This is a genomic window from Pseudarthrobacter sp. BRE9 (assembly GCF_031844305.1).
Taxonomy (GTDB): domain Bacteria; phylum Actinomycetota; class Actinomycetes; order Actinomycetales; family Micrococcaceae; genus Arthrobacter.
Genome location: NZ_JAUZUY010000006.1, coordinates 140,670 through 161,876 on the forward strand (window position 1 = coordinate 140,670; position 21,207 = coordinate 161,876).

Consider the following 21,207-nt stretch of genomic DNA (forward strand, 5'->3'; position numbering starts at 1 on the left):
AGCATGCGCAGAAGCCGGGCACCACAAGAGTACCGTCAATTCACCAACAAGTGGATAAACCACCGCGCCGAGTGCGGCCGCCGCCCTGGGGCGGCGCGGGTGCCAGGAGTCCCTAGTCCAGGACCAGGCCCTTGCCGCGGCCACGGGTGAGGCGGACCGGGTTGATTTCACCGAAGCCGCGGACGTTTTCCGGGGCCTGGGGAATCATGACGAAGCGCTCGTCATGCTCCAGCGCCGAGGCGGTCATGGAGTCCACCAGCACCGTACCGGGGTCCGCAAGGGTGGTCAGGCGGGCTGCCAGGTTAACAGTGGGGCCATAGATGTCGCCAAGGCGGGAGAGGATCCTTCCCCACACCATCGCCACACGCGCTTCGGGAAGGATCTCGTCCTCGGTGAAGGCCTCGGCCAGCGCCAAGGAAATCTCAGCACCGGCCGCCGGGGTTTCGGCGATGTAGAGGACTTCGTCGCCCACGGTCTTGACCAACCGGCCACCGCCCACGGAGATGATTTCGGCGCACTTGTTTTCGAAGCGCTGGACCAGCCGGGCGAGCGTCTTTTCGTTCATCCGGCGGGACAGGCTGGTGTAGGAGACCAGGTCCGCAAAGCCCACGGCGCGGGCCAGGGGCAGCGGAGCGTCGTCCTCATCGCCTTCCCGGCCTTCCTCGCTGGCCTGCAGCCCGGCCTCGGCGCGCACCGCCAGACGCTGGACGCCTGCGTTGAGCTGGCGCCGCCAGGAATACACCAGCACCTCTTCGAGGGCGTCCACCAGTGCGGGAAGTTCGTTGACCAGGCGTTTGCGGGCCACGGCATCGGTGACGCCCTGCTCGTGCACCATGTCCTCCACCAGGGCTTCGATCTGCCAGACCACCATGCGGTCGGTCATCTGCCCGATGGAGCGGGTCACCGAGATGGCTGCTTCTTCCGTGAGCTTTCCGGCGCGGACCAGGTCCACCACGGTGGACAGGGCAGCCTGGTCGCGTTCGGTGAAGGCGACGTCCTCGTCACCGAAATTCGGGAACCCAAGGGCACGCCAGAGCTTGCGGGCAGAGAGCAGGGAGAGTCCCGCACCGGCGGCAACTTCACGACGTCGGAGCTTGCGTTCCCCGCCCAGGAGGCGTGCCTCGAGGGCCTTCATGGCCAGCCGTTCGGCGGACATTGCACCGGTGGGCGGATGCCGGTCCACGGACGGCCCAGGATCGGCCGGCTCCCGTTCGGGCGCGGCGTCGCCTGCAGCGTTCACCCCGGCGGCTGCAGCAGCAGGTTCAAAGGCGGCGGTGGCAGGGGCGATGCTGTCGACGCGTTCCTGCTGGTCCTCATCGGTCATCCCGTCCACCTTCTCTCATGTCCTCCGGAAAAGCACCGGCGGGGTAATGCGTTGTGCCCGGCTGGGCCGCGCGGTCATCCGGGCCTTCATCCGGCAGTTCCCCGATGGCGTCGAGGATAAAGTCGCGGAACCTGGCCACCTCAGGCACGTCGCGAAAGGTCACCACGCCCTGGTACCCGGTTTCCAAGGATATATTCCCCGAACGCACCAAACGCTGCAGCAAGGATTCGTGGACCGTCAGGTTACGCACCGATGCCAGGTTCACCTGCTGGTCCCGCCGGTTCAGCAGCCCGTAGCGGGCCACCATCCGCTGGCTGGTGAGCGTGTAGCGGGTGCCCTGCCAGCGGAGCAGGCGGGGCAGGCAGTAGCCCAGCCATACAGCCGCAGCCGCGACGACGCAGGCGGTGACGAGCCACGGCGTCCACTGGCGGCCAAGGGCGGGCGCCATGCGGGCCGCCCCGCCGCGGATAATCCAGGCGCTGGCGTAGGCCGCCAACGCCGGCGCCAGCACGAAGGCCACGGCGGCCCCGGCCAGCTTCCTGGGCTGGGGACGGGTAGTGACGATGACCTGCTCCCCGGGAAAGAGGGTTTTACGCATAACCGCCTTGGCTGGGTGCATCCGGTGCCGTCCAGGGCCGCAGGTGCACGACGTCTCCGGCGGTGACCACGTGCTCCCGCGAGTCACGATCAACCACTAATAGGGAGCCGTAGTCATCCAGGCGGGAGGCGTGTCCAATGATTTCGTGGTCACCGGGCAGCTGCGCCCGCACCTGCTTGCCCAAGGTGACCATCACGGCTTCCACCCTCTTGTGCAGGGATGGCCCGCCCGCCATCCCGGCCGCGGGGTCGCCGTCGGCGTTGCAGAAACTGCGGTACAGGACCGCAAAGTTGGTCAGGTAGCTCTTCAGCAGTGCGGTGCGGTCGGTAGTGCGGGCATCCTCCAGGGCCACGGAGGTGGCTGTGGGAACCGGAAGTTCGGTTTCGCGCAACGTAACGTTCAGGCCGGTCCCCAGGATGACGGGAGGCACGTTGCCGTCAACCATCGGGCCCAGCTGGGCCAGGATGCCGGCGATCTTCCTGCCGCGCACCAGGACGTCGTTGGGCCACTTGAGTTCGGCCGGAATGCCGGCCGTTTCCAGCAGGGTTTCACGCAGCGCGAGGGCCGCGATGAGGGACAACCAGGAGTAGCTCTGGGTGGGCAAGGGCCTGCCCTCCGCGTTGACCGGGCGGAGCACCACGGACACGGAGACCGAGCTCAGCGGCGGCGCTTCCCAGCGCCTGTCCAGCCGTCCCCTGGCGGCAGTCTGGTACTCGGCGGTCAGCACGGAGAGGTCCGGCCACGCTGACGGTTCCAGGGTGACGCCGCGCAGGAGGTCCGCGTTGGTGGAGCCGGTGGAGTCCACCACGTCAAGCCGGGGGATGCCGGTGGCGGACAGGAAGCGCTCATCCGCCAGGTCCCTCCGGTTCAGGGGCGTACCGGGGGTGTGTGCGTCATCCATAGCTAAATCCTACAGAGCCAACCTGTGCCAGCCCGCGCCCGTTCCCGCCCTACAGGAAGATGTCCGCTACGAGGCGGTCCTCCGGCGCTCCGAGGCTGTACGGGCGGAAATCGGTTACCCCCGCTGCCGCCAGCACCTGCTCGTCCGTATAGAAATTGCCCGACGGCGGCCCGCCGGCGGCAAGGTTGCTGCCGGTCAGGATGGCATGGGCTGCGTCCGCCATGATTTGCGGGCCACGCGCGGCCAGCACCATGGTTTCGCCGTGGGGCATGTTCCGGATGGCAGCAGTGTCAATCAGGGTGCACGGCCACAGTGAGTTGACCCTGATGCCGTCAGCCTTCAGTTCCTCCGCCAGCCCCAGCGTGGTCAGGCTCATCCCGTATTTGGCCATGGTGTACGCAAGGTGCTTTCCGGCCCAGAAGGGGTCGAGGTTCAGCGGTGGTGAGAGCGTGAGGATGTGCCCCTGTTCCGATTTCCGGAGCGCCGGGAGCGCCAGCTTGGACAACAGGAAGGAGCCGCGGACGTTGATGTCCTGCATCAGGTCGTACTTTTTCATGTCCACGGCGTCCGTGGTGGAGAGGTCGATGGCGGAGGCGTTGTTGATGACGATATCGATACCGCCGAACCGCTCAACGGCTGCGGCCACGGCGCCAGCCACGTCTTCGTCCCGGCGCACGTCGCCCACCAGCGGCAGCGCCTGGCCGCCGGCCTTCACGAGCTCCCCGGCCGCGGTGAACACGGTGCCCGCCAGTTTGGGATGCGGCTCCCCCGTCTTGGCCAGGAGCACGATATTGGCGCCATCCCGGGCCGCCCTCGTGGCAATGGCCAGCCCGATTCCGCGGCTGCCGCCGGAGATCAGGATGGTCTTGCCCGCCAGGGAACCTGCCGCCCGGTAGGGGCTTTCGGGAACGTGCAAAGCATCGTCGCTTGAAGTCATGGGAACACTGTAACCCAAGTAAGTTACCGGTGAGTAACATTGTGGAGAGGTTGCTGGAACGGCAGAAAATTGTAGGTTCCCTACAGCTGCGGGCGTCCACAGCGTCATTAGACTTGCCAGCAGGGTTCGTCTTTTGTGTGGATGCTACTTAAAGCTCCGGACAGCACGGCCCCGCCAGCCAACAGAACTGACCTGCTACAGAGCCGGAGACACTTGATGAGCCACGATCTGACAACGACAGCGGGAAAGATTGCCGATTTCCGCGACCGCCAGGCGCGCGCCGAACAGCCCTCCGGCCCCGAAGCCATCGAAAAGCAGCATGCCCGCGGCAAGAACACGGCCCGCGAGCGCATTGCCCTGCTGCTGGACGAAGACTCGTTTGTTGAATTCGATGCCCTGGCGGTGCACCGCTCCACCGCCTTCGGCATGGAGAAGAAGAAGCCCCTGGGCGACGGCCTGGTCTCCGGCTACGGCACCGTGGACGGCCGGCTGGTGGCGGTGTATAGCCAGGACTTCACCGTCTACGGCGGATCGCTGAGCCAGGTCAACGGCGAAAAAATCGTCAAGGTCCAGGAATTCGCGCTCCGCAACGGCTGCCCCGTCGTCGGCATCCTGGACGGCGGCGGCGCCCGCATCCAGGAAGGCGTGGCCTCACTGGCAATGTTCGCGGACATCTTCCGCAACAACGTCCACGCCAGCGGCGTGGTGCCGCAGATCTCCCTGATCATGGGCCCGTCCGCCGGCGGTGCCGCCTACTCCCCCGCCCTCACCGACTACGTGGTGATGGTGGACAAGACTTCGCACATGTTCATCACCGGCCCCGACGTCATCAAGACCGTCACGGGCGAGGACGTGGACATGGAGACCCTGGGCGGCGCCCGGCAGCACAACGCCACCACCGGAACCTCCGCCTACCTGGCCTCGGATGAAACAGATGCCATCGAGTTCGTGCGGGAACTGCTGGACTTCCTGCCCTCCAACAACCTCTCCGAAGCACCGGTGCTGGGGCACCAGCAGGAGTTGGAGATCGACGACGACGACCTTGCCCTGGACACGCTGGTCCCGGATTCGGCCAACCAGCCCTACGACATGCGTGCCGTCGTCGAACAGGTCGTGGACGACGGGCACTTCCTGGAGATGCAGGCGCTGTACGCCCCCAACGTCATGATCGGCTACGGCCGGGTGGAGGGCCACACGGTGGGCATCGTGGCCAACCAGCCCCTCCAGTTCGCCGGCACCCTGGACATCGCCGCCTCGGAGAAGGCCGCCCGGTTCGTGCGGCACTGCGACGCCTTCAACATTCCCATCATCACCCTGGTGGACGTCCCCGGGTTCCTCCCCGGCAAGGACCAGGAGTTCCAGGGCATCATCCGCCGCGGCGCCAAGCTCCTCTACGCCTACGCCGAGGCCACCGTCCCCAAGCTCACCGTCATCACCCGCAAGGCCTACGGCGGCGCGTACATCGTGATGGGCTCCAAGAAGCTTGGCGCCGACCTGAACCTGGCCTGGCCCACGGCCCAGATCGGTGTCATGGGCGCGCAGGGCGCGGTGAACATCCTCTACCGGCGCGATCTCGCCGCCGTCGCCCAGGACGGCGGCGACGTTGAGGCGCGCCGCGCCGAGGTGATCCGCCAGTACGAGGAAGAACTCCTCAACCCCTACCAGGCAGCCGAGCTGGGCTACGTGGATGCTGTCATCGCCCCCTCGGACACCCGCATCCAGATCATCAAGGGACTGCGGGCCCTGCGCGACAAGCGCGCCAGCCTCCCCGCCAAGAAGCATGGGAACATCCCGCTGTGATCCCCACCCGCCCCCTAACTTCGCAAGCTCAGCCAGGGAACCCTGCGGGCGTAGGCCCTGATCCGATGGTTGAGGCCGCCGAGGCACCCGCCGCACCGCTGCTGTCTGTTGTTAAGGGCCAGCCGACGGCCGAGGAGCTGGCTGCGCTGACCGCCGTCGTCCTTTCCCTCGGCAGCGCCGAACCTGCACGCGCAGACAAACCGTCCGTGCGGCACTGGGTGCGCCGGCAGCAGCTCAAGCTGGACCCCACGCCCGGTCCCGGCGCCTGGAAACGAAGCCGCGGCTGATCCCCACCGCCTCCCAAATCTCGCTTCGCTCGACTTGGGTCCCTCGGCGGCGTGGGCCCAAGCTTTCACACGGTCCGGGCCACTAGTCTCGTGATGTGACTACAGACACTGCACCCGCCGCGCGCCCGCATACCCGGATCGACGCCGTCGCGGACAACTACACGGACACTCTGATCAGGCTCAACCCGACGTTCGCCACCACCCTTGGCCTGCCCGGGCATGAAACGGAGTACCAGGATTTCTCACCTGCCGGCATTGCCGGATTCGCAGAGGCGGCACGGGAAGCCCTGGTTGCCCTGGAGGACCTGGAGCCGGAAGACGACGTGGACGCCGTCACCCTGGACGCCATGCGGGAACGGCTGGGCCTGCAACTGCTGATCCACGCCTCCGGTTGGGAATACGCGGACTTGAACAACATCGCCTCCCCGGCCCAGGACATCAGGGCCATCTTCGACCTCATGCCCACCGACACCGAACAGGACTGGGAGCACATCGCGGGGCGCGCCCACAACGTGCCGGGCGCCATCAGCGGCTACATCGAGTCCCTCCGCATGGCCAGGGACTCCGGCAGGGTGGCCGCGGCCCGCCAGGTGCGGATCGTCATCGAACAGGTGGCCAAATACGCCGCCCCGGACGGTTTCTTCGCCAAGCTGGCAGCCGGAGCCGCCACCACCGGCGGGCCACTGCCCGCTGCGCCGCAGGAGAGGCTCGACGCCGGCGCTGACGCCGCCCGGGGTGCCTACACCCGGCTGGCAGAGTTCCTGCGCACCGAACTGCTCCCGGCCGCGCCCGAGAAAGACGCAGTGGGCAGGGCACGCTATGCCCTGGCTTCCCGCTCCTTCCTGGGGGCGGAAGTGGACCTGGAGGAAACGTACGCGTGGGGCGTCGGGGAACTCGACCGCCTCATCGCGGAGCAGGAACGCGTTGCGGGCAGCATCAAAGCAGGCGCCACCGTCGCCGAGGCCAAGGACATCCTCAACAACGACCCCGCACGCCAGCTCAAAGGCACCGAGGCGCTCCGCGCATGGATGCAGGACCTTTCCGACAAAGCCGTTGCCGAACTCGCCGGGGTCCATTTCGACATCCCGGACGTCATGAAGAAACTCGAATGCCGGATCGCCCCCACCGATGAAGGCGGCATCTACTACACCGGTCCGTCCGACGACTTCAGCCGCCCCGGCCGCATGTGGTGGTCCGTCCCCGCCGGCGAGGACACCTTTACTACCTGGGCCGAAACCACCACCGTGTACCACGAGGGCGTTCCCGGCCACCACCTCCAAGTGGCCACCGCAACCTACCGCCGCGAACTTCTGAACAAGTGGCGCCGGAACGTCTGCTGGACCTCCGGCCACGGTGAAGGCTGGGCGCTCTATGCGGAGAAGCTCATGCAGGAACTGGGCTACCTCAACGATCCCGGCGACCACCTGGGCATGCTGGACATGCAGCGCATGCGTGCCGCCCGCGTGGTCTTCGACATCGGCGTGCACCTCGAACTCGAGATGCCCCAACGCTGGGGGTCCGGGACCTGGACCGCCGACAAGGGCTACGGCTTCCTCAAGGAAAACCTGCCCATCAGCGAAGGGCAGCTCAACTTCGAGTTCACCCGCTACCTCGGCTGGCCCGGCCAGGCCCCCTCCTACAAAGTAGGCCAGCGCCTCTGGGAACAGATCCGCGCCGAACTCGAAGCCCGGCCCGGATTCGACCTCAAAAAGTTCCACACCAAGGCCCTCAACATCGGCTCCGTTGGACTCGATACCCTTCGCAGGGCACTTCTCACCTAGCCCGCATACTCTCCGGCCGGCTCCTGCCCCCTTTGGTGGACAGGGCGCACAGCAATCAATAAGCTTGCTTACTAATTGTGCTGCGCCGCGTAGAGCCAGCCGTGGTGCGTATTGCCAAAGGAACGGGGAGACCGCATTGAATGACTTCCAAGGGTCACCGGCCGGGACCGGAGTGCGGGGTGAACTGCGCCAGGACACGTCCGTTGGGGGCAAGGACCTCACCCGTTGGGACAGCCGGGCAGGCCGGAGCCTGGTTGGTGCGGTCCGCCGCATCAGCCAAGTACTGGGCCCGCACGGTGCACTGATCCTGACCCTGCTGGTGGGCGCAGTGATTTCCGCTGCCTTGACCGCGGCCTTCAGTGAGGTCTATGAAGCGGTGGTGGCAGCCGATGGGGTGGCCGGACTCGACCATCCGGTTTTGGCAGCCAGCAAGGACCTCCGCACCCCCGCGCTGGATGTGGCCGTCACCGCCTTTACGGATGTCGGCGGGACCGTCGGCATGCCGGTCCTGGCCATCATCATCATGGCGGTCCTCGCCCTCCGGCGCCGCTCCTGGACTCCCGTCATCCTGATCATCACGGCGGGCCTGGGATCGCTGCTGATGACCATCGCCGGGAAGCGCCTGGTGGGACGCACCCGCCCGGACCTCAGCGACGCCGTGCCACCCTACGAGCACTCCGCGTCTTTCCCCAGCGGACATTCGCTGAACGCGGTGGTGATTGCAGGGATCGTCGCCTATCTCATCATCCTGCGGCTTCACTCGAATCGGGCCCGCATCCTCGCAGGGGCAGCCGCGGCCCTCTTCGCTGTTGCGATTGGCCTCAGCAGGGTCTTCCTGGGCCACCATTGGCTCACCGATGTCCTGGCCGCCTGGGCCCTGGGTGCCGCCTGGCTGGCGGTCGTGATTACCGCGCACCGCCTCTACCTGACGGTGCGGAAGTACCACGCGGCGCGAGACATTAACCACACCCCGGCCGGGAATAAGTAACAAACACCGCCGCCCGCCTTTATTTCTCGGGATTTCACGCTCCGGCCTCTTCGGAAGCGGCGTAATATTTCTCAATATTCTTTCGACGTGATATGGGGCGTGGGTCTAGCTTGTTCTGGTGAGCACTCAGACAAGCACCCCCTCCCCCGCAGGGAAGACCGGATTCCAGCTGCCCAAGTGGGCGGGCTCGTTCGGCTTCCAGATCATCGCCGCCCTCATCGTCGGCCTGGGCCTCGGCCTGCTGGCAAAATACACCGGCAGCACCAAGACCAACCCCAACGCCCTCGGCGCCACGCTGCAGACCATCGGCTCAAGCTATGTGTCCCTGCTGCAGACCGCCGTGGTCCCGCTGATCTTCACCGCCGTCGTCAGCTCCATCTCCAACCTGCGCCAGGTGTCCAACGCCGCCAGGCTGGCATGGAACACGCTGCTGTGGTTCGCCATCACGTCCCTGATCGCCGTGCTGATCGGCATCGGCCTGGGCGTGCTGCTGCAGCCGGGCGCCAACACCGGCATCAGCGGGGATGCCAAGTACACCGGCAAGTCCGGTGACTGGTGGGCCTTCCTCGTGGGCCTCTTCCCCAAGAACTTCCTGGGCCTGGGTGCCAGCTCCACCGTCGGTGATTCCGGAGCCGTCACCACCTCGATCAGCTTCAACGTCCTGCAGATCCTCGTGATCGCCATCGCCGTGGGCGTCGCCGCGCTCAAGGTCGGCAAGGCCGCGGAACCCTTCCTGAACCTCAACGCCTCTGCCCTTGCCGTGATCCAGAAGGTCCTCTGGTGGATCATCCGCATCGCACCGCTGGGCACTGTCGGCCTGATCGGCAACGCCGTCGCCGTCTACGGCTGGGACACCATCGGCTCGCTCGGCAAGTTCACGGTGGCCATCTACGCAGGCCTGGTCCTGGTGCTGTTCGTGGTCTACCCCGTCCTGGTCCGCAGCCACGGCCTGTCCGTCAAGCAGTACTTCTCCGGTGTATGGCCGGCCGTCCAGCTGGCCTTCGTGTCCCGCTCCTCCGTGGGAACCCTGCCGCTGACCCAGCGCGTGACCGAACGCAGCCTGGGTGTCCCCCGCGCCTACGCCTCGTTCGCCGTGCCGCTGGGCGCCACCACCAAGATGGACGGCTGCGCCGCGATCTACCCGGCAATCTCGGCAATCTTCGTAGCCCAGTTCTTCGGCATCCACCTGGACTTCAGCCAGTACCTGCTGATCGCCCTGGTCTCCGTCCTCGGCTCCGCGGCAACCGCGGGCACCACCGGTGCCGTGGTGATGCTCACCCTGACGCTCTCCACGCTGGGGCTGCCGCTGGCCGGCGTCGGACTCCTGTTGGCCATCGACCCCATCCTGGACATGGGCCGCACCGCCGTGAACGTGGCCGGCCAGGCCCTGGTCCCCACCATCGTGGCCAAGCGCCAGGGCATCCTGGATGAGTCGCTGTACAACGCTCCCCGCAACGGCACCCCGTTCGTGGATGACAGCGACGCCGATGCTGCCGCCGGCGAAACCGCCACCGACGGCATCACCGCAGACACCGCACCCCGCGAACTGCAGGATGCCAAGGCGTAAAAGCCTCGTCCAAAAGACAAAAAGGAAGTCTCCAGGAACCCGTCCTGGAGACTTCCTTTATTTTTGGGTGCAGGTCCTTCTGTCCCGGCGCCTGGTCAGCGCCTGCCGCCGCCAATCACGCCGTTCTGGACGGCCTTGGTCACGGCGTCAGCTTCGGCCTGGGTCAGTTTTCCATCCGCTACAGCCTTGTCCAGGCGGGACTTGAGCTCGGCCGCATGTTCGGACTGTTCGTCGCTGCGAATCTCCTGGAGCGCCGCGGTCACCTTCGCTTCATCAATGCCCAATGATTCGGCGAGGGACTTGGCCAGTGCTGCCTCCCGGGCGGCAGGGTCCGGCTTCTGGCCGTCGGCGGGCGGAGTGGCGGGCTTATTGGCGTCACGGATGGCCTTCAGCGCGTCGCTCACTTTGGTTTCGTCCACGCCAAGTTTGGCAGCGAGGGCGGAAGCCTGCACCATGCCGTGGCCCCCGCGGCCGCCGTGCCGGCCCATGCCGTCCGGGGCGGTGCCTGTGCTTCCGTCAGCGGGGGCGCTGGAGCTTGCGCTGGGTGTGGGGGTGGGCGTGGTGGTGGTCGCTGAGGCCATGCCGGCAACGCCGATTCCGGCACCAAGCGCCAGCGCGGCGGCTGACAGGCCCAGGGTCATCTTCTTCGTGCGTGTCATCTCTTGTCTCCTGATTCGCCGTCGCCTGACGGCTGCGGTTGATGTGCCTCTTAGCGGCACATACCAAGCTTCGGGGCACAGCTTCAGGAAAGGCTGTCGGGAACCTTTCGTTCTCCTGTGAAAATAAGTTGCATAGAGTGCAAACTTGCACATAGTGTAAGCATGTGACAGATCTCCTCCCGCAGCATGACGACGAGCCGGCGCCTCCTTCCCGGCGCGAGCTCAACAAGGCCGCCACGCGCCAGGCGATCACCGACGCCGCACTGGAACTCCTGCGCTCCAAGGGCCCCGGCAACTTCACGGTGGAGGACATCGCCGACGCCGCAGGAATCTCGCGGCGTACCTTCTTCAACTACTTCAGCAGCACGGACGCCGCCCTGGCGTCCATCGTCCACGGCTTCCTGGACAAAGCGATCATCCAGCTGCGCCTCCGGCCGGCGGACGAGCCCATGCTGGAGTCCGCCCAGGCCGCGTTGGTGGCCCTTGCCGATCCCAAAGCCGTGGCCCCGCTGGCGGAACTGTTCACGCTGACCCAGCAAAGCCCGCTGATGTCGCACACCGAACTCGAGGCGTGGGACCACTGCCGGGCGCAGGTCTTCACGGTCGCCCGCGAACGCCTCGCCGGCACGCCCGGCGGGCAGGACGAGCTGTACGTCCACGCCCTGGCCGGCTCCATCATCTCCTGCGGAAAAGCCGCCATGGAGGTCTGGTTCAACCGCCGCGGCCCGGACCTGACACCCGCTTCCCTGGCCGAGCTCCGCCAGCTGCTCATCGACGCCATGGCCCTGCTGGCCACCGGCTTCAACACCCCTGCCCCACCATCCGCCACCCGTTCCTCCTGATCAGATCGGTTCACCCGCATGGCACTCCTCCTCTACCGCCTCGGCACGTTCTCCTACCGCCGGCGCTGGCTGGTCATCTCGCTGTGGCTGGCCGTGCTGGTGGCCGTGGGCGGCTCCGCTGCAGCATTCCACGGCACCCTGTCCAACAACTTCCAGATTCCCGGCACCGAAACCCAGCGGATCGCGGACAAGCTCAAGCAGGAGCTGCCCTCGGCCTCCGGCGGCAGTGCAACGATCGTTTTCGAAGCTCCGGACGGCGGTTTCACGGCCGGGAGCCGGGCGGCCGTGACGGATGCGCTGAAGAAGCTTCAGACGCTCCCCGAGGTCCGTGGCACGGTGGACCCTTTCGCCACCCAGGCGCAGGTGGAGCAGGCCGGCAAGGCCATCACCGACGGCGAACAGCAGCTGGCGGCCGGCCAGGCGCAGCTCGACGCGTCCCGGGCACAGCTTGACGCCGGCAAGGCACAGCTGGCGGCAGCTGAGCAGCAGCTGACCGCAGCCGGGGCGCCGGCAGCACTGATTGAAGCGCAGCTGGGCCAGCAGAAGGCGGCGCTGGCCCAGGGCCAGGCCACGCTCGACGCCGGCACCCGGGAACTGGCGGCCAGCAAGGCCAAGCTGGACCAGGGCAAACGCCAGGCCCAGGCAGCCTCGGCCATCCGCTTCGTGTCGGAAGACAACAAGGCAGCGGTGGCACAGGTGCAGTTCAAGACCTCCATCAACGGGCTGTCCCCGGCCGTGCGCAAGCAGGTGCAGGAGATCGCCCACGAAACCTCCGCTGCCGGCGTCACGGCGCTGGCGAGTAAAGAGATTACCGAGGACATCTCAGCCCTGTTCGGCACCGCGGAAATCGTGGGCATCGCCGTTGCGGCGCTGGTGCTCATCCTTATGCTGGGCACGCTGATCGCCGCCGGGCTGCCGCTGCTGATGGCCGTCATCGGCGTCGGCGTGGGCGTTGGCATCACCTTCGCACTCTCCGGCCTGTTCGACATGAGCTCCATCTCCCCCATGCTGGCCCTCATGCTTGGCCTCGCCGTCGGCATCGACTACTCCCTGTTCATCGTCAACCGGCACCGCACCCAGCTCCTTGCCGGCATGGACGCGGAAGAGTCCGTTGCCCGGGCCAACGGCACGTCCGGCAACGCGGTGGTTTTCGCCGGCCTGACCGTGATCATCGCCCTTGCCGCCCTGGTGGTTCCCGGGCTGCCGTTCCTCACCGTCATGGGCCTTGCGGCAGCGGGAACCGTGGCAGTGGCGGTCCTCGTGGCCATCACCCTGACTCCCGCCATGCTGTCCCTGATCGGCCGGCGCATCATCTCCAGGCGTGCCTGGGCCAGGTCGGAAGCGCACAACGCCGAACCGGGACATGAAGCGGCCGACATCGCCACCGACCGCGAGCGCAGCACCCGCGGGTGGGGCGGCCTGGTCACGCGGCACCCCTGGGTGGCCTTGATTGCCGGTGTCCTCCTGCTCGGCACCCTGGCCCTTCCCGCCACCCAGCTGCAGTTGGCCCTTCCCGACGGCGGCTCCGAGCCCGTGGAGTCCGAGGCCTACCAGGCCTACGACCTGACCGCCCGCAGCTTCGGGGAAGGCGTGACGGGACCCATCGTGGCCGTTGGCGAATTCCCTGCGAACCTGGACGAGGCCCAGGCGCAGAAGCTGCAGTACGACATCGCGGACAAGCTCCGCGCCGTGGACAACGTGGTGGCTGCCGTGCCCGTGGCGCTCAGCGAGGACCGGCGGACCGCCGTGTTCCAGGTCATCCCCAAGGAAGGCCCGGCCAGCGCCAGCACCGTGCAGGTCGTGTCCCAACTGCGCGGGTTGAACGGTGACATCCGGTCGGACTATGGCGTGGCCATGGGCCTGACCGGGCAGACCGCCGGCAACGTGGACGTCTCCACCAAGCTCGGTGCCGCCCTGCCGCCCTACCTGGCGATCGTCGTCGGACTTTCCCTGGTCCTCCTGCTGCTGGTGTTCCGTTCCATCGTGGTTCCGCTGCTGGCCACGGGCGGCTTCCTGCTGTCCCTGTCTGCCGCCTTCGGTGCCGTGGTTGCCGTGTACCAGTGGGGCTGGCTGGGGAACATCTTCGACGTGGCCAACCCCGGCGCCGTGCTCAGCTTCCTGCCCATCATCCTGATCGGCGTGCTGTTCGGCCTGGCCATGGACTACCAGGTGTTCATCGCCTCCGGCATGCGTGAGGCGTACATGCACGGATCGTCCGCGAAGGAGGCGGTCAGGGTCGGCTTCCGTCACGCCGCCGCCGTGGTCACCGCCGCCGCGATCATCATGGTCAGCGTGTTCTCCGGCTTCATCTTCAGCCACCTCACCATGGTCCGGCCGCTCGGCTTTGCGATGGCGTTCGGTGTGCTGTTCGACGCCTTCGTGGTCCGCATGACCATCGTCCCGGCCGTGATGTACCTGCTGGGCGAGAAGTCCTGGTGGCTGCCGCGGTGGCTGGACCGGATCCTGCCGGATGTGGACGTCGAGGGCGCCAAGCTCAACCGCGGCCAGGCAGCACCCGTCTCCGGCGAGCTGGTCCATTAGGCTGAAGCGGTGCTCCATCTGATTCTCGCCTCCCAGTCCCCCGCCCGCACCAAGCTCCTGGCCGAGGCCGGCATCCGGCACACCGTGCTGGTCTCGGACGTCGACGAGGCGGCGGTGCAGGCGCACTACGGCGTCACGGACCCGCACGACACCGCGCTGCTGCTGGCCCGCGCCAAGGCCGAGGCCGTGGCGGCGCTGCCCGAGGCGGACGGCGCCCTGGTGCTGGGCTGCGACTCGGTCTTCGAGTTCGACGGCGAGGCGCACGGCAAGCCATACACCGCCGATGTCGCCCGCGGGCGGATGCTCCGGATGAGCGGCAGCGCCGGCGTGCTGCACACGGGGCACTGGCTGGTGGACTGCAGGGACACGGACGACGACGGCAGCGGCGGCCGCGGCTCGGGCGCCACGGTGGGGGCGGTCGCCTCAGCCGAGGTTTCCTTCCTCGAGATGGACCCGGCAGAGATCGACGCCTACATTGCCACCGGTGAACCCCTCCACTGCGCCGGATCCTTCACTATCGACGGCCTGGGCGGGGCCTTCATCCGGAAGGTCGACGGCGACCCGCACGCCGTCGTCGGCCTTTCCATCTCCACCCTGCGCGGCCTGCTCGCGTCCGCCAACGTGCGCATCACGGACCTCTGGCCGCCGCGGTAAAACGCTCCCTTTCCGCACTGCTTGTAGCTTCCCTACAAAGGAAGGCCGGTTTACACGCGGATTCCGCAAGTAATATCGGCGGAACCTCCAAAACCGCGCTAGGCTCCCTGAAGGAAAGAAGGAGACGCCTTGTCAGCAAATTTGGAGCAGTCCGCAGGTACCACGCAGCCGAGCCTCACAAAGGTGCTGATCGCCAACCGCGGCGAAATCGCCGTGCGCATCATCCGGGCGGCCCGGGACGAGGGCATTGCCTCCGTGGCCGTCTACGCAGATCCGGACCGGGACGCCCTTCACGTCCGGCTGGCTGACGAGGCGTATGCCCTGGGCGGCACCACCGCCGCAGAGTCCTACCTGGTCATGGACAAGATCATCGACGCCGCCCGCCAGTCCGGCGCCGACGCCATCCACCCCGGCTACGGCTTCCTGGCCGAAAATGCCCAGTTCGCCGCCCGCGTGATCGAAGCCGGCATCACCTGGATCGGCCCCTCCCCCGAGGCGATCTCCGCCTTGGGCGACAAGGTCCAGGCCCGGCACATCGCCGAAAAAGTCGGCGCCCCCCTGGTCCCCGGCACCGCTGACCCCGTCGAATCCGCGGACGAAGTCCTGGACTTCGTGGACCGGCACGGCCTGCCCGTTGCCATCAAGGCCGCCTTCGGCGGCGGCGGACGCGGCATCAAGGTGGCCCGCACCCGGGAAGAAATCCCCGAACTCTACGAATCCGCCGTCCGTGAGGCCACGGCCGCGTTCGGCCGGGGCGAATGCTTCATCGAACGCTTCCTGGACGCCCCGCGGCACGTGGAAACCCAGTGCCTGGCCGACGCGCACGGCAACGTCGTCGTGGTGTCCACCCGCGATTGCTCCCTCCAGCGGCGCAACCAGAAACTCGTGGAGGAAGCCCCGGCACCGTTCCTCACCGAGGACCAGAACCGGCGCCTGTACGAATCCTCCAAGGCCATCCTGAAGGAGGCCGGCTACCTCGGCGCCGGAACCTGCGAGTTCCTGGTGGGCCAGGACGGCACCATCTCCTTCCTGGAAGTCAACACCCGCCTGCAGGTGGAGCACTGCGTCTCCGAGGAAGTCACCGGCATCGACCTGGTCCGCGAGCAGTTCCGGCTGGCCCGGGGCGAGGAACTGGGCTACGGCGATCCCGAAGTGCGCGGGCACTCCATCGAATTCCGCATCACCGGCGAGGACCCGGGACGCAACTTCCTGCCCGCCCCGGGCACACTCCGCGTCCTGAAGAACCCCACCGGCCCGGGTGTGCGCGTGGATTCCGGGGTGGAACAGGGCGACATCATCAGCGGGAACTTCGACTCCATGCTGTCCAAGCTGATCATCACCGGGGCCAGCCGGCCGCAGGCCCTGCAGCGTGCCCGCCGTGCCCTGGAGGAGATGGTGGTTGAGGGCATCCCCACGGTCATCCCGTTTGACCTCGCAGTAGTGTCCGACCCTGCTTTCGCACCCGCCGAGGGCCCGTTCACGGTCCACACGCGCTGGATCGAAACCGAATTCACCAACAACCTTCCCGCGTGGACCCCGGACGCAGCGGCCGACACGGACGGCACCGCCGAGGACCGCCAGCGCGTGGTGGTCGAGGTGGGCGGCAAGCGGCTCGAGGTGGTCCTCCCCGCATCCCTGGGCACGCCGGGCACCGCAGCAGCCGCCGCCGGCAAGCCGGGCAAGTCCAAGAAGCGGTCCCGCTCCGCCGGTCCCGCGGCTGCCACCGGCAACGCCCTCACCTCCCCCATGCAGGGCACCATCGTGAAGGTGGCCGTATCACACGGGGACGTTGTGTCCGAAGGTGACCTGGTGGTGGTCCTCGAGGCCATGAAGATGGAGCAGCCCCTCACCGCCCACCGGTCCGGCACCATCACCGGTTTGACGGCTACGGCGGGCGAAACGGTGTCCGCGGGCGCCATCATCGCCACCATCGAAGACTAGAAGGCGGTCCAGGCAGCCATGCTCGCACCAAGCTTCCAGGAAGAAGTGGACCGCTACCACCAGGCGGTTCCCGAGATCACCCGGGGAAACCCTGCCGCGATCAAGGAGCTCTACTCCCGCCTTGACGACGTCACCCTGGCCAACCCGTTCGGCGGCATAGCCCGCGGCTGGGCGCAGGTGGAGGCCCGGCTGGACCAGGCCGCACGGCAGTTCCGCGACGGCGAGATGCTGGGCTTCGACACCGTCACCTCCTACACCGCCCGCGACACCGCCTACCTGCTGGAGACCGAGCACTTCCGCGCTCGGCTGGACGGGGCGGCCGCCACCGAGGAGTTCGCGCTGCGCGTGACCAGCATCTTCCGCCGCGAGGAAGGCTACTGGAAGCTGGTGCACCGCCACGCCGACCCCGCAGCCCGGCCGCAGTCGCGCCGGTCACTGACCCAGCCCGCAGGCTGAGCCGGTGCTGGCAGGCGGCGCCGGCAGGATGCAGACTTAGCTCATGCTGCCTTTCCTGCTCCTCGCCTCCCGCGCGGAAAACGCCGCCGCGGAGGACGAATACGCCGCCTACCTGAGGTTCGGCGGCCTTGAGGAACGGGATCTGCGCAGGGTCAGGCTTGAGGCCGCTCCCCTGCCCGCGCTGGATCTTTCGGAGTTCTCCGGCGTCATCGTGGGCGGCAGCCCGTTCACCTCCAGCGACCCGCCGGAGCACAAGAGCCTGGTGCAGCACCGGGTGGAGCGGGAATTGTCCGCCCTCCTGGACCAGCTGGTGGCCCGCGACTTCCCGTTCCTGGGTGCGTGCTACGGGGTGGGGACGCTGGGCAGGCACCAGGGCGCGGTCATCGACCGGACCTATGGCGAGCCCTTGGGCGCCGTGGAGATCGAGCTGACCGAGGCCGGGCTGCAGGACCCGCTGCTGCAGGGCATGCCCCGCACGTTCACGGCCCTGACCGGCCACAAGGAGGCCGTCAGTTCGTTGCCCGCGCATGCGGTGCTGCTGGCGCGGGCCGCCACCTGCCCGGTCCACATGTTCCGCATCAAGACCAATCTTTACGCCACCCAGTTCCATCCCGAACTGGACCCCGACGGCCTGGTGACGCGGATCGATATCTACCGGCACGCCGGCTACTTTCCGCCCGAATCCGCAGAAGAGCTGATGGCGGCGGCCCGCAAGGTCACAGTCACCGAGCCCATGAGGGTGCTGAAGAACTTCGTGGCGCGCTACGCCCGCTGAGCATGAAAATGCCCGGCGGGCCGGAAGGGCGCGCCGGGCATTGTGCTCAAAGAGTCAGGCCACGTTGTTCTCGTAGTCCAGGTCGCGGGTTTCCCGGGTGAGGAACAGCGCAATCAGGGTGAGCACGGCCATTGCCGTCAGGTAGACGCCCACCAGGACGGGGCTGCCCTTGGCCGCTTCCCACAGGGCCACGGCGATGAACGGTGCCACGGCCGCGCCCAGGATGCTGGAGAAGTTGTAGCTGATGGCCGAGCCGGTGTACCGGACGTTGGTGGGGAACAGCTCCGGCAGCAGCGCTCCCATGGGCCCGAAAGTGAGGCCCATCAGCGAGAAGCCGATGATCAGCAGGCCCATGGTGCCCACGAAGCCGCCGCTGAACAACGGAACGAACAGCAGGCCGAACACGAAGATGCCCGCGGTGACGGCCAGGAGCATCTTGCGGCGGCCGTACTTCTCGGCCAGGGGTCCGGAGACCAGGGTGAAGATGCCGAAGAAGACGACGCCGGCAATCAGCATCCAGAGGAAGTCGTTGCGGGTGTAGCCAAGGCCGGGAACAAAGGCGGCAGCAGCGGCTTCGGTCATCGGCTTGCCGGCCTTTTCGGCAGCGGCCTTGGCACCCTCGAGGGTCGGCTTGGTGCCGTAGGTCAGCGTGAACGTGGTCATCAGGTAGAAGAGCACGTACGTGGCCAGCATGATGAACGTGCCCAGGATCAGCTGGCGCCAGCTGTTCTTGAAGACGCGGCCCAGCGGCAGCTTGGCGACCTCCTTGGATTCCACCACCTTGGTGAAGGCGGGGGTTTCGATCAGCTTGAGCCGGACGTAGAGGCCAAGGATCACCATGACGGCGCTGAGCAGGAACGGCACGCGCCAGCCCCACGCCTGGAAAGCCTCCGGCGCCAGGGTGTAGCTCGCCACCAGGAAGATGACGTTGGCGATGATGAAGCCGATCGGGGCGCCCAGCTGCGGGAAGGTGCCGTAAATGGCGCGCTTGTTGGCTGGGGCGTTCTCGGTGGCCAGCAGCGCGGCCCCGCTCCACTCACCGCCGAGCGCAAGGCCCTGGGCGAAGCGCATGACCACCAGCAGGGCCGGCGCCCAGAATTCCCAGCCCGGGACCAGCGCGGTGGGGAGGCAGCCGATGAGGAACGTGGCGATACCCATGGTCAGCAGCGAAGCCACCAGCGTGCCCTTGCGGCCGAATTTGTCGCCGAAGTGCCCGAAGACGATGGAGCCGAGCGGGCGGGCGATGAAGGCCACGCCAAACACGGCGAAGGAACTCAGCAGCTGGGTGGTTTCATTCGCGCCCGGGAAGAAGAGCTTCGGGAAGACGAGCACGGCGGCCGTGGCGTAGACGTAGAAGTCGTAGAACTCCACGGTGGTGCCGATCAGGCTGGCCACGATGACGCGGCCGCGGGAGTTCACCGGCTGGTGCGGACCAGGCACCGTGGTGGTATCGGTGGATGACATAGGTAAACGCTTTCGTGAGACCGGCCGGGCGCAGGCAGGGCTGCCTCCCGGCTCGAATAGTTAGAGTCTGATCTTACTTCGTCACGTCCAGTCAATGGACGAAACGTCCACCATACGGACCCCTGTTGCCCGTCCCACATTCCGGGCCCGGCAGGCCGCCTCACGCCACCCCGGCGGACCGGATAGGCAAAAGTCACAGCGCGTTAACAAACATCGACCGTCCGCGAAACGCGCCGTCCCTACCTTGGAGGAACAACATCCCCTTGAAGGAGGTAACCCGTGACTGTTGACCGCACCGTCGATGCCGGCGTACAGCCCGGCACTGCCAGCACCACAGACACCCTTGCCCTTGAGTTCCGCCCCGGCCGCTGGATCGCCAACTGGGATGCCGAGAACAAGGAACAATGGGAAACCGCCGGCCGCGCCATCGCCCGCCGCAACCTGAACTGGTCCATCTTCGCCGAATTCCTCGGCTTCGTCGTCTGGCAGCTGTGGTCCATCGTGGTGGTCCAGCTTCCTTCCGCCGGCTTCACTTTCTCCACCTCGGAAATCTTCTGGCTGATCTCCATGCCCAGCCTGGTGGGCGCCACCCTCCGCATCCCCTACACCTTCATGGTCCCCCGCTTCGGCGGCCGCAACTGGACCATCGTGTCCGCCCTGCTGCTCCTGATCCCCTCCACCGGGCTGGCCCTGTGTGTCTCCAACCCGGACACGCCGTTCGGTGTCATGCTGCTCGTCGCAGCCCTCGCCGGCTTCGGCGGCGGCAACTTCGCCAGCTCCATGGCGAACATCACGTTCTTCTACCCGGCCCGGGAAAAGGGCTGGGCGCTGGGCCTGAACGCCGCCGGCGGCAACCTGGGCGCCGCCGTCGCACAGCTGGCCGTTCCCATCGTGATCACCCTGCTGGCCGCCGGCACCGTCAACCTTCCCATGGCCGGCTGGATGTGGGTGCCCTTCATCCTTCTCGCCGCGTTCGGCGCGTTCAAGTACATGAACAACCTCACCAGCGCCAAGGGTGACGTGGCCGGCTCCGTCGCGGCGCTCAAGGAACCGCACCTGTGGATCATGGCGCTGCTGTACATCGGCACCTTCGGCTCCTTCATCGGCTTCGCCGGCGTGTTCCCCAAGCTCATCAAGGACTACTTCCCCGCGTTCTCCTCCATCGGAGTAGGCACCGTAGCCCTGTCCCTTGCGTTCCTGGGTCCCCTGGTGGGCTCGCTCGCCCGCCCCTACGGCGGACGCATGGCGGACCGGATGGGTGGGGCCCGGATGACCGTGACCGCCTTCGCTTCCATGGCCGTCATCACCCTCACCATGATCTGGACGCTGCCGCTGAAGAACTTCTGGCTCTTCCTGGTCCTCTTCCTGATGCTGTTCACCGCCAGCGGCTTCGGCAACGGCGCCACCTACCGGATGATCCCCGTCATCTTCGCCACCTCCAGCCGGGCCGCACGCAAGGGGGCAAGCTCCGTGGCCACCCAGCGCCTGGCATCCTCGGCACTTGGATTGATCTCCGCGATCGGCGCCTACGGCGGCTTCGTCATCCCCCAGGTCCTGAACGCCTCCAGCACCGCCAGCGGCTCCTACACCCCGGCCTTCTACGGATTCGTTGGTGCCTACGTCCTGATGCTGCTGGTCTGCTGGACCTGCTACATCCGCAACGCCGGCCGGAACGCGATGGGACACGTCTAA

18 protein-coding genes are annotated in these 21,207 nt (G+C 67.1%); 12 read left to right on the plus strand and 6 right to left on the minus strand.

Going from position 1 to position 21,207, the window contains the following annotated elements; translation table 11 throughout:
• Window positions 1–112 precede the first annotated feature (112 nt).
• Genes Q9R31_RS12975 through Q9R31_RS12990 form a run of 4 tightly spaced genes read right to left on the minus strand, consistent with a single transcriptional unit; the run spans window position 113 to window position 3,760 of the window.
• Window positions 113–1,324 carry an adenylate/guanylate cyclase domain-containing protein gene (locus tag Q9R31_RS12975; protein WP_311263136.1) on the minus strand — a complete coding sequence of 404 codons (1,212 nt, stop codon included), beginning with the start codon at window positions 1,322–1,324 and terminating at the stop codon, window positions 113–115.
• Window positions 1,314–1,922 (minus strand): PH domain-containing protein, encoded by a 609-nt coding sequence (locus Q9R31_RS12980; RefSeq protein ID WP_311263137.1) that lies wholly within the window; start codon window positions 1,920–1,922, stop codon window positions 1,314–1,316. Before Q9R31_RS12980 ends, Q9R31_RS12975 begins: the two co-directional genes overlap by 11 nt.
• The gene (locus Q9R31_RS12985) at window positions 1,915–2,823 is read right to left on the minus strand and encodes a biotin--[acetyl-CoA-carboxylase] ligase (protein ID WP_311263138.1); all 909 of its coding nucleotides are present in this window, start codon (window positions 2,821–2,823) and stop codon (window positions 1,915–1,917) included. The genes Q9R31_RS12980 and Q9R31_RS12985 overlap by 8 nt, the downstream gene beginning before the upstream one ends.
• 49 nt (window positions 2,824–2,872) lie before the next feature.
• The gene (locus tag Q9R31_RS12990; protein WP_311263139.1) at window positions 2,873–3,760 is read right to left on the minus strand and encodes an NAD(P)-dependent oxidoreductase; all 888 of its coding nucleotides are present in this window, start codon (window positions 3,758–3,760) and stop codon (window positions 2,873–2,875) included.
• 216 nt (window positions 3,761–3,976) lie between these two features.
• Here Q9R31_RS12990 and Q9R31_RS12995 point away from each other — a divergent pair, with 216 nt between their 5' ends.
• The 5 genes from Q9R31_RS12995 (at window position 3,977) to Q9R31_RS13015 (ending at window position 10,183) form a co-directional block, all read left to right on the plus strand.
• A complete protein-coding gene (locus Q9R31_RS12995) occupies window positions 3,977–5,560 on the plus strand; it encodes an acyl-CoA carboxylase subunit beta (protein ID WP_311263140.1) in 1,584 nt (527 codons plus the stop codon).
• Window positions 5,561–5,625: 65 nt separating this feature from the next.
• Window positions 5,626–5,847, plus strand: coding sequence for an acyl-CoA carboxylase subunit epsilon (locus Q9R31_RS13000; RefSeq protein WP_311263141.1), 222 nt, complete (start codon window positions 5,626–5,628; stop codon window positions 5,845–5,847).
• Window positions 5,848–5,942: 95 nt separating this feature from the next.
• On the plus strand, window positions 5,943–7,628 hold the full coding sequence (locus tag Q9R31_RS13005) for a DUF885 domain-containing protein (RefSeq protein ID WP_311263142.1): 1,686 nt from the start codon (window positions 5,943–5,945) through the stop codon (window positions 7,626–7,628).
• A 136-nt stretch (window positions 7,629–7,764) separates the two neighbouring features.
• Window positions 7,765–8,616, plus strand: coding sequence for a phosphatase PAP2 family protein (locus tag Q9R31_RS13010; protein ID WP_311263143.1), 852 nt, complete (start codon window positions 7,765–7,767; stop codon window positions 8,614–8,616).
• 118 nt (window positions 8,617–8,734) lie between these two features.
• Window positions 8,735–10,183, plus strand: coding sequence for a dicarboxylate/amino acid:cation symporter (locus Q9R31_RS13015; RefSeq protein WP_311263144.1), 1,449 nt, complete (start codon window positions 8,735–8,737; stop codon window positions 10,181–10,183).
• Window positions 10,184–10,278: 95 nt separating this feature from the next.
• Here Q9R31_RS13015 and Q9R31_RS13020 read toward each other — a convergent pair whose 3' ends face one another.
• Window positions 10,279–10,842, minus strand: coding sequence for a hypothetical protein (locus Q9R31_RS13020; protein WP_311263145.1), 564 nt, complete (start codon window positions 10,840–10,842; stop codon window positions 10,279–10,281).
• 164 nt (window positions 10,843–11,006) lie between these two features.
• Between Q9R31_RS13020 and Q9R31_RS13025 the strand changes: the two genes are divergently transcribed.
• The 6 genes from Q9R31_RS13025 (at window position 11,007) to Q9R31_RS13050 (ending at window position 18,051) form a co-directional block, all read left to right on the plus strand.
• On the plus strand, window positions 11,007–11,684 hold the full coding sequence (locus tag Q9R31_RS13025; RefSeq protein ID WP_311263146.1) for a TetR/AcrR family transcriptional regulator: 678 nt from the start codon (window positions 11,007–11,009) through the stop codon (window positions 11,682–11,684).
• 18 nt (window positions 11,685–11,702) lie between these two features.
• Window positions 11,703–14,225: an MMPL family transporter gene (locus Q9R31_RS13030; RefSeq protein WP_311263147.1), complete on the plus strand. Its 2,523-nt coding sequence runs from the start codon at window positions 11,703–11,705 to the stop codon at window positions 14,223–14,225.
• Window positions 14,226–14,234: 9 nt separating this feature from the next.
• Window positions 14,235–14,879 carry a nucleoside triphosphate pyrophosphatase gene (locus Q9R31_RS13035; RefSeq protein WP_311263148.1) on the plus strand — a complete coding sequence of 215 codons (645 nt, stop codon included), beginning with the start codon at window positions 14,235–14,237 and terminating at the stop codon, window positions 14,877–14,879.
• Window positions 14,880–15,008: 129 nt separating this feature from the next.
• The gene (locus tag Q9R31_RS13040) at window positions 15,009–16,820 is read left to right on the plus strand and encodes an acetyl/propionyl/methylcrotonyl-CoA carboxylase subunit alpha (protein WP_397428244.1); all 1,812 of its coding nucleotides are present in this window, start codon (window positions 15,009–15,011) and stop codon (window positions 16,818–16,820) included.
• An 18-nt stretch (window positions 16,821–16,838) separates the two neighbouring features.
• Entirely contained in the window at window positions 16,839–17,276 is a 438-nt protein-coding gene (locus tag Q9R31_RS13045; protein ID WP_311263149.1) for a nuclear transport factor 2 family protein, read from the plus strand.
• Window positions 17,277–17,319: 43 nt separating this feature from the next.
• Window positions 17,320–18,051: a glutamine amidotransferase gene (locus tag Q9R31_RS13050; protein ID WP_311263150.1), complete on the plus strand. Its 732-nt coding sequence runs from the start codon at window positions 17,320–17,322 to the stop codon at window positions 18,049–18,051.
• A gap of 54 nt (window positions 18,052–18,105) precedes the next feature.
• Here Q9R31_RS13050 and Q9R31_RS13055 read toward each other — a convergent pair whose 3' ends face one another.
• Window positions 18,106–19,515: an MFS transporter gene (locus Q9R31_RS13055; RefSeq protein WP_311263151.1), complete on the minus strand. Its 1,410-nt coding sequence runs from the start codon at window positions 19,513–19,515 to the stop codon at window positions 18,106–18,108.
• A gap of 279 nt (window positions 19,516–19,794) precedes the next feature.
• Between Q9R31_RS13055 and Q9R31_RS13060 the strand changes: the two genes are divergently transcribed.
• Window positions 19,795–21,207, plus strand: a complete 1,413-nt coding sequence (locus Q9R31_RS13060; protein ID WP_311263152.1) for an MFS transporter — start codon at window positions 19,795–19,797, stop codon at window positions 21,205–21,207.

What these genes read in the sequence shown, in the direction of transcription:
- Q9R31_RS12975 (WP_311263136.1), bottom strand. Translation starts at nt 1,324, where the DNA reads ATGACCGATGAGGACCAGCAGGAACGCGTCGACAGCATCGCCCCTGCC.
- Q9R31_RS12980 (WP_311263137.1), bottom strand. Translation starts at nt 1,922, where the DNA reads ATGCGTAAAACCCTCTTTCCCGGGGAGCAGGTCATCGTCACTACCCGT.
- Q9R31_RS12985 (WP_311263138.1), bottom strand. Translation starts at nt 2,823, where the DNA reads ATGGATGACGCACACACCCCCGGTACGCCCCTGAACCGGAGGGACCTG.
- Q9R31_RS12990 (WP_311263139.1), bottom strand. Translation starts at nt 3,760, where the DNA reads ATGACTTCAAGCGACGATGCTTTGCACGTTCCCGAAAGCCCCTACCGG.
- Q9R31_RS12995 (WP_311263140.1), top strand. Translation starts at nt 3,977, where the DNA reads ATGAGCCACGATCTGACAACGACAGCGGGAAAGATTGCCGATTTCCGC.
- Q9R31_RS13000 (WP_311263141.1), top strand. Translation starts at nt 5,626, where the DNA reads ATGGTTGAGGCCGCCGAGGCACCCGCCGCACCGCTGCTGTCTGTTGTT.
- Q9R31_RS13020 (WP_311263145.1), bottom strand. Translation starts at nt 10,842, where the DNA reads ATGACACGCACGAAGAAGATGACCCTGGGCCTGTCAGCCGCCGCGCTG.
- Q9R31_RS13030 (WP_311263147.1), top strand. Translation starts at nt 11,703, where the DNA reads ATGGCACTCCTCCTCTACCGCCTCGGCACGTTCTCCTACCGCCGGCGC.
- Q9R31_RS13045 (WP_311263149.1), top strand. Translation starts at nt 16,839, where the DNA reads ATGCTCGCACCAAGCTTCCAGGAAGAAGTGGACCGCTACCACCAGGCG.
- Q9R31_RS13050 (WP_311263150.1), top strand. Translation starts at nt 17,320, where the DNA reads ATGCTGCCTTTCCTGCTCCTCGCCTCCCGCGCGGAAAACGCCGCCGCG.
- Q9R31_RS13055 (WP_311263151.1), bottom strand. Translation starts at nt 19,515, where the DNA reads ATGTCATCCACCGATACCACCACGGTGCCTGGTCCGCACCAGCCGGTG.